This window comes from Halalkalibacter lacteus (genome assembly GCF_036663595.1).
Classification (GTDB): domain Bacteria; phylum Bacillota; class Bacilli; order Bacillales; family Bacillaceae_D; genus Halalkalibacter; species Halalkalibacter lacteus.
Genome location: NZ_JAWRVL010000023.1, coordinates 64,867 through 73,150 on the forward strand (window position 1 = coordinate 64,867; position 8,284 = coordinate 73,150).

7 protein-coding genes and 1 pseudogene are annotated in these 8,284 nt (G+C 35.3%); 3 read left to right on the top strand and 5 right to left on the bottom strand.

Translation table 11 applies throughout. From position 1 onward, the window contains the following. Nucleotides 1-232: 232 nt before the first annotated feature. From SAZ04_RS16010 to SAZ04_RS16020, 3 genes and pseudogenes are all read left to right on the top strand, one after another. A pseudogene (locus tag SAZ04_RS16010) lies at nt 233-730 on the top strand (transposase); the annotation flags it as partial. Nucleotides 731-1,033: 303 nt separating this feature from the next. Continuing rightward, a complete protein-coding gene (locus tag SAZ04_RS16015; protein WP_332697041.1) occupies nt 1,034-2,149 on the top strand; it encodes a GerAB/ArcD/ProY family transporter in 1,116 nt (371 codons plus the stop codon). Next, complete coding sequence (locus SAZ04_RS16020; protein ID WP_332697043.1) at nt 2,146-2,313, top strand: hypothetical protein; 168 nt, start codon at nt 2,146-2,148, stop codon at nt 2,311-2,313. Before SAZ04_RS16015 ends, SAZ04_RS16020 begins: the two co-directional genes overlap by 4 nt. Before the next feature lie 491 nt (nt 2,314-2,804). Here SAZ04_RS16020 and SAZ04_RS16025 read toward each other — a convergent pair whose 3' ends face one another. From SAZ04_RS16025 to SAZ04_RS16040, 5 genes are all read right to left on the bottom strand, one after another. Continuing rightward, nucleotides 2,805-3,956, bottom strand: coding sequence for a Ger(x)C family spore germination protein (locus tag SAZ04_RS16025; protein ID WP_332697045.1), 1,152 nt, complete (start codon nt 3,954-3,956; stop codon nt 2,805-2,807). Beyond that, nucleotides 3,953-5,548, bottom strand: a complete 1,596-nt coding sequence (locus tag SAZ04_RS16030; protein WP_332697047.1) for a spore germination protein — start codon at nt 5,546-5,548, stop codon at nt 3,953-3,955. Before SAZ04_RS16030 ends, SAZ04_RS16025 begins: the two co-directional genes overlap by 4 nt. A 336-nt stretch (nt 5,549-5,884) precedes the next feature. Continuing rightward, entirely contained in the window at nt 5,885-6,124 is a 240-nt protein-coding gene (locus SAZ04_RS23725; RefSeq protein ID WP_488803349.1) for a WCX domain-containing protein, read from the bottom strand. A 39-nt stretch (nt 6,125-6,163) separates the two neighbouring features. Next, nucleotides 6,164-6,781, bottom strand: coding sequence for a helix-turn-helix transcriptional regulator (locus SAZ04_RS16035; RefSeq protein WP_488803350.1), 618 nt, complete (start codon nt 6,779-6,781; stop codon nt 6,164-6,166). A gap of 329 nt (nt 6,782-7,110) precedes the next feature. Then, nucleotides 7,111-8,284: sulfatase-like hydrolase/transferase (locus tag SAZ04_RS16040; RefSeq protein WP_332697049.1), on the bottom strand; the 1,174-nt coding region annotated here is incomplete at its 5' end.

Sequence of the window (8,284 nt, forward strand, 5' to 3'; positions counted from 1 at the left end):
CTTCTATCCCTCCATGTCTTTTTCCTGAAAGCATTTTCAAACTATGTTAAGTATAAATTTTTTGTAAAGATAAATTAATACATACTTTTTCACAAAAAAGTGAAAAGGGTTGCATTATCATTGTGTACTTTTTTGAAAGATACAGCTGTAACAAGAAATAACCTCCTCAATTATTTTGCATTGAAGAGGATGACCACTATTATCAATCTATAGATAAAATGGTTTGCTTTAGGCGGAAATTTATTACGAAGAAACCATCTATCAAGCTAATTCTTGGTCTAAGCCTAGAAAAGTAATTATCAAGTCAGTACGTCCAGCTGGTGAATTACTGTTTACTCATTCCTTCTTTGTGACAAATTTAGTGGATGCTTTTTCTCCTAAAACGAGCGTTCTTAGTTATCAAAAACGAGGAACGATGGAAAACTACATCAAGGAAGCCAAGAATGGGTTCGGTTTTGATAATATGAATAGCCATTCTTACCAAGTAAACGAAGTGAAAATGATGTTGAGTTTATTGGCGTATAACTTAACGAACTGGTTACGTACACTTTGTTTTCCAAAAGAGCAAAAGACCATGCAAATTGAGACGATACGTACACGAATTAGTAAAGTTGCCAGTAAATTAGTAAAGTCAGGACGATCCTTGTACGTTAAACTCGCTTCAAGTTTCGTGTACCAAGAATTCTTTTGGAAAGTACTTCAGCGAGTTCAAAGACTGAAATTAAAATGAAAAATAATCTCAGTACCACTTTTTTGAAAACTGTAATTCCCGACTAAGGGAGTAGTCTGTCTAAAAACGGGTTAATTTCAATCGAAATTCTTATATTACAACTGAAGTAGCTAAAGTCACTAGCATTTCAATTTACAGTACGACAACTTATTGTTTTTTTAGTTTCAGTTACGACTTAAATTCGAAGTATGAATAATTCAGGATTTAAATTCTTTTTTGGAGAATACTAAAAAGAAGTCAAATTCACTAACGCAGTCATCTGTCATATTATAGAATTTCAAAGTTTATGTTAGGAGATTTGAAATGGGAAGAATTTCTCTATATCAACTGTTTTGCATTACAATTTTTTATCAACTTGGGACAACTGTTGTCTTTGGTTTTGCAGCTGGAGCTGGTAGAGACTCTTGGCTTGTTATTTTGTTATCAACATTTATAGGAGCAATTATAGTTGCCCTTTATACTGTCATAATGCGACTGAATCCGGGTTTAACACTTGTCGAGTGGTACCCAGCACAACTAGGTCCGTGGATTGGTATTCCGATAGCATGGCTCTATCCTCTTTTAGCATTATACGATGTTGGGCGTATATTAGCTGATTTACAATTCGCTGTCTCAACTACATTACTCCCCAATACCCCTCCATTGGTTTTTCTTGGATTAACGATGTTTGTTATTGTTGTAGGCTTATTATATGGAATCGAGGTTTTAGGACGAATTGGAGAATTAATATTTCCTATTCTTTTAACTCTTTTCGTAATACAATTAATATTACTTTTAGGATCAGGGGTTATAAATCTTGACAATCTACAGCCATTTTTAGCAAATGGTTGGGAAGTAATTTGGGGAGAAATTTGGCCTCTTGGCTTAACACAAACATTTGCACAATCATTGGAATTGGCAATGATTTGGGCACTTACTAAACAAACTGGACGGATTATAAAGCCCACCTTAATTGCTACATTTTTATCTGGGATGCTAATTATGTCATTAAATATATTAGCTATTACTGTATTAGGAGAAGGTTTGTTTCAACAAAGCATGTATCCAATGTACTTGTTAATTCAACAGATAAGCATCGGGGAGTTTATTGAAAATCTTCATGCAATAAGTGTTTTGCAGTTTACAACTACCGCAATATTAAAGCTTTATATTCATGCATTTGTAGCTGTATATGCTATTCAACAATTGTTGTTTTTACGTAATCATCATATTATTATTATTGTAGTAGCAATAATCGGAATATACATGGGAATGACTATGGCAACAAGCGCCCAAGAACATATCTATGTCGGCACAGATATTTTCCCTTACAATTTATGGATACCTTTACTGTTTGTCTTTCCAAGCATTCTCTTAATAGTATCAATTATAAGAAAAATATGGTCAAAGAAAAAGGTTAAAAGGAGTTTTAGAATTTGAAGGAAATTTTATTTTCGTGGCAATCACAACATAATATTGAAAATCCTTGGGCATTACCAACACTTTTTGGGATATTGGCACTTTTATTATCAATGATTACGTGGGTACGTCAAAAAAAAATGGGTAAACACTTTAATTCCAAGTACTTAAAAAACAAAAAATAGATATTATCAGCTTTAACTGTAAATCGAATAAAGGAAATAAAGTCACTAGCCTTGCAAATCATCCACAGGCAATACGTTAGAGACTTCTTCGGATTTACTCGGAAAAAGCCTGGGAAACCTTCTTAAGAGGCTTACATCAAAGCCTACAACGATACTCGAAGGGACGACAAAAAAGCAATCAACCACGAAGTCCAGAATGACTAGATGGTAGCGGAGTAGCTGTCTTCAAACAAGTGGGAGAAAAGCGCTCAAAACAGCGAAATATTCCAGATAAAAATGCCAAAAAATCGAGGGCTAGTTTATGCCACCTCGATTTTTTGGCTCTAGCACAGAAAACAACGTTGATCAAAAATACAAATACATACATATGAAACAAATATATCCATTTGTTTCATATGTCTATTTTCTTCTGTTGATACTTTTGCAAGGCTAGTGAAATAAAGTTCCTTATTCCATTGTTTATGTTTCTTGATTCTGAGCATCAATACAACTTATTCCTCGGAACTAAATGATCCTTGAATTAAACCCGTATGCTTGATCTTTACATCAATTGTTATAGTATATGGCGAATTCGAAAATATCTCATCCCAATTTTCTTTCACTTCACCCCATTCTCTTGGATATGATTTGTGTAATTGCCTACCGAAACCAAAAATATCAGTTTGGTATTCCTTTTGAACTTTTTCAATGGCCGTCGTCATTTCATTTTCAATGAATTCTTTTATTTTTTCTTCTACTTGTTTTAGATATTTCAAATTTTCAACAGGATCAAATTGTTTCTTGCTTTGTTGTTCAGCTAATGCCACTTCTACTTGACTATTAATTGTAAATGAAATTTTATCCCCATTTAAAAAAGGTTTAATTGTTGAATTTCCCCCGATCATTTCAATTTGCACTAGTTCATCTTCATGCTTTAAAGACGGTATTGATATCGTCGCATTTCCCATCTCCCCAATGACCCAATGATATCCACGTGTTTCAATTTCATTGAGATTACCAATTAGTTTATTTTTTTTGAAGATTGCGACTCCCATAAGTTTCACTTTATGATCTACTTTTTGTAAAATTCCCACAATAGGATTGATCCCTTCTTCCAACTCTTTCATGTAATAACCGTTTAAATTTACCTTGCTTGATTTCATTGTATATTGATAATTTTCCATTATTTTTTCTAAAGAACTTGCTTGTATTTTTTCAATTCCTTCAGGCTCAATATCTAAGATTTCCCTTGCATTTCCTCCTCTCGCAATACTAAGTAACGTAAGTCCGCGTCCTTCCAAATCTCTAACAAAAATATCTAAAATCGATAGTACGCCTTCTCTTGCCACGTTTTCATGAATAATGATTATTTTATTATGATTAAAAAATTTTTTTCGATCAAATTCTTGCGTACCATTTCGAATAGCGTCCAAAATAGTCTTTCCTTTCGACTCATGATTTTTTACAGGGGGCCCTGAACCTTGCCCTGCAACATTAAGTACAGAAGCATTTAAGGTTTGTTGAGTTAAAATAATTTCTCCATTCTTAGGGTCTTTATCAATAGCAATTGCTGTAACAATTCCAATTTCATTTAATTCTTTACTATCCCAGCACCCAATCAATAGCAATAAACACATTAGTAAAACATAGACTTGTTTCTTCAATCTTTCTCACCCTCTTTGGTAGAATGAAAATCAGAAAGTGTTAAATGCTGTCTTCGCGACTTACGCCCTGTAATGGAAACGGGTCTGTCTTTCATAAACCAGAATGGCACACGGATTAATGAATCTTTCAATTCTTCCCATACCACTGGAGCAAAAGGTGCTAAATAAGGAGTTCCAAAAGAGCGTAGTGAACACATATGAATAAGTAAGAAAAGACCTCCTAGAACTAGTCCATAAAGCCCTAATAATCCAGATATAATCAGTAAAGCCAGTCGTGAAATAATAATGAAATCTGATAATGGTGAAACGACAAACACGCAAATTCCTGTAATGGCCACAACGATAATCATTGGATAACTTACAAATCCTGCTTGTACAGCAGCTTCACCCAATATTAGTCCCCCTACAATCGTAACAGCTCCACCTACAGCCTTTGGCATTCTCGTTCCTGCTTCTCTTAACAATGTAAAGATAATCAACATTAGAAGGGCCTCAATAACTGTTGGAAAAGGAACTGGTTCTTCTGAGGCTGCTATACTCGTAAGTAAAACCGTTGGAAGCATTCCTTGATGATAGGTAGAAAGGGCAACATAGATTGCTGGTAATGAAATGGTTATAAATAAAGCTAATAATCTGTAGAGTCTAATCAATGATGATAAATAAGGTTTTGAGTAATAATCCTCACTAGAATGAAGGTTCTCGATAAATAACTGGGGTATGGTTAATACAAAAGGCGTCCCATTACATAATATGGAAACCTTTCCTTCCAATAGTTTTGCTGCGACAATATCTGGCTTTTCGCTATTTCCAACTAAAGGCAAGATTGAAAAAGGGTGATCCTCAATTAATTGTTCAATATACCCAGATTCTAAGATTGCATCTGTATCAATTTGTCTTAGTCTTTTCTTTACTTCGTTAATGACTTTGGGATTTGCAATTCCTTTTATATATCCAATTCTAATCGTAGTATTTGTTTGCTTACCTAACTTTATTTTTTCAAAGGTAAGATTTGGATTAATGATTTTCCTTCTTATTAAGGATGTATTCACTTCCAAATTCTCAGTAAACCCCTCTCTGGGCCCTCTGACAACCGTTTCCGTTTGGGGTTCGTCAACAGCTCTTGACGCAAAACCTTGTGTGTCAACAGAAAGAACGGTATGATACCCATCAACAAATAACGCTGTTTGACCTGATAAAATAGCCTCTAGTACTTCATCCATCGATTCCATTTCTTTTAAGCTGTTTACAGTTAAAATTTGACCTTTAACTATGTTAAGAATGCTTTCAATCGATGTAGCTTCATAATGATTTGAGTTTGGTTCCATTAGAGGTTTGGCAATGTTTTGATTAATTTGATTAGTATCCACAAGTCCATTGATAAAACAAATAAATACTTTTATTGGTTTATTAATAAATGTTTCAAACTCCCGAATTACAAAGTCATCGCTTTCCCCTAATACGTTTTTCAGGTAGTCTAAGTTGGTTTCTAAACTAATATGAACAGGTTTAGAATAACTAGTATCTAATTCAACTTTTTTCTCCTCCTTTAATGTTTTCGGAAGGTTTTTACGTTTTTTAAATTTATAAAACATTTTTATACACCCTTTGATAATTAAGTTATTCTTATTATCAAACTAAAATATAATAAAAATTCTATAATTATACGATCACCTTTTGACAATGAAGTACTTTTAGATTGAATCCCCATAGCTAGGAACCACAACCTCATTCTGCTTCAGCAATCAAAAATTTTGTGAGTAAGTTTATACCTTTAGCAAATCAAAAAGCCTAGCATAATTTACTAGTTAGGCTTTTTGATTTGCTAAAGGTTATTGTGTCAACCTTTGCGGAAGAAATATTTTCCATCCTCTAAGGTGTAAGCGAATTCAGGATTTTAGGGTTCTCCTCTGTTGAGAATCTTTCTTTTTTTAAAAACCTTTCAAGTCTTTTTTGCTCTCGGTAAAAGGGAACCACTGTAAAAATTCTCGGTCATGATTTAGCGTCACCTCAAATAGCAAGCTACCATCTTCTCTTTCGGTTAGCTTCGGTTTCACAAATAGCTCTTCTTCTTTTATGTAGCGGGCGATATTTTTACTAAATAACACTTTAAACTTGATCTTGTTCGTACCTTGGATAATGGACCACGTATGTTTAAAGTAGTCTTTCACATTAAACTCTTGTTTTTCAATTGATCTGTTTGTGTCACTTCAAGGAACCGACTCAACCTGAACGTGAGCACCTTTTGTTTCTCGTGGCAATACAATCAAATAAAAACGATGATCACGAGGAATCAAATAATACGGATCGAGCGAACGGGCTGTTGTTACATCGCGGCTCTGTGTATGATACACAACCTCAATTGTGCGTAAATTCAAAATCGCTTGAATGACTGGTGACAAAAAATTATGTTGTTGTTCTTGAAAGGCAGGAGTCCCCATTTGAATGATGGAAACCATTTTCTGAAGTACATCTTGGAGGTCTTTCTTTTCTTTTTGATTGGTAGCCATCACCTTTTCATAAGCTGGATAAAAGTCAGGAGGAACGAGATGGCTGATGGGATCAAGAATGTTAGGCAGCATACCGAATGCTACAGCTTCTTCGTCTGTCCAATCTAGCGGGTACAAAGAAAAATTCCCAACAAACCTGTTCCCCTTCCCGTACCCATCACTTACAATCGGTACACGGGCAGCACTTAACATTTCCAAATCCCGATAAATCGTTCTTTCCGTCGTTTCACATCTTTCAGCCAGCTCCTTAGACTTAATCCCAGGGCTTGACTGAACTAAATTAATAATACGTACAAGTCTGATGAGGCGCTCTGACATGGAATCGTCCTTCCTTTTTAATCTCTCAAGTTATAGTTCTATATTACCAGTTTTTGGGGTGATTATCATATGAAATTGGAACAGGTTTTGCAGAAAAAGAAATTCAGAAAGCATAGGGACGGTTCGAGACTAGTGAAAAAGTGCAATCTCTATTAAAAAGAGGGAATTCAACTACAACAAGTAGTATCTGTTTGAAGTTACGATCATCATATATAGTAGTCGAAGTTATAGTTTTCGACTTTTTCACTGATCTCGAACGGTTCTCTTGCTTCCTTAAAGAAGCACAAGAACCGTCCACTTGCATCAGGAATAACCTTATGTTATTAACCTCAAGGTTTTCCTGAATTCGTACCACTAGAAGGAGTAAGTCTTTTCTGTTTACGTTGTTCTTGAAGGATTCCTGTTAACAGTTTTTGAATCACTTTTGATTCAGGTGTTTCATGTGTAGGGTGTGCAAGGTTTATTTCCTCAAATGGGTCTTTCGTTATATTGTATAACTCAAATTGATCCGGGACTGGTTGAGTTTTGGTGGTTGTGATACAAATAGCAGCCTCATGATCCTCGGAAACATCTGTCGCTTTTTTCTGGATCGTTTCAACATCTTCAACGCCTGGATCACTCCAAAATTGTGAATGATCGAAATAACGAGTGAACTTCCAAATTTCCATTGAGTTCGTATCGCCTGTTGGTAGTTTGACGATGACAGTTTCCAAATGATTAGGCTGTTTAACCGCCTCATATGGTTGGCCAGTTAGAGTGTATTGATTTAATCCTTTTGAAAATTCATCATCTGTCATAAAGTAAAGAGCCTCATCACCTCGAGTAAATTTTGGATTTCCGTTCAGTAATGAAGTTAGGTCACCACCTACTAGGGGATGGACCTCTGTATGATCTTTTTTCAGTTTCTCTTGGACTTCTTGAACATCAATGCCTGCAAGTCCTAATAACGTGGGGACAATGTCCACATGACTTGTTAGCATATCCGTTTCTTGACAGTTAGCAAAGCGTTTAGGACTGTGTATAATGAGTGGAACATGAATAGCTTCCTCATAGGCATTATGCCATTTTTGAAACAAGCCTCCATGGGCCCCAACGAGACTACCATGGTCTGCAGTAAATACTACAATGGTATTTTCATAGAAAATAGACTTCTTAAGAGCGGTAAATACTTTATACATTTCATCATCAACCTGCTTATGAAGTGAATAGTATAGTTGCCTGTAAAATGGTGTATCTAATGTAGGTTGTAATGCCTGTTGATACACGTCTCGGTAATTGCTATGGGCTTTTGGCTTGGTCAGTAGGTTTTCATTTGCTGTCGGGGCTGGTGGTATAAAAGGAACAGAAGGATCTACAGAGAAATTAAATGTTGGTAGTAATTGTGTGAATAGCCCAAATAGGGTAATGTCGTGCGGATTGACAAATGAAGAAACGATTAACCAAGGCTTGTGATCATTGGCACGAGCTTCGTCTTCTAGGGAGTTAATTAATTTAACAACCTCT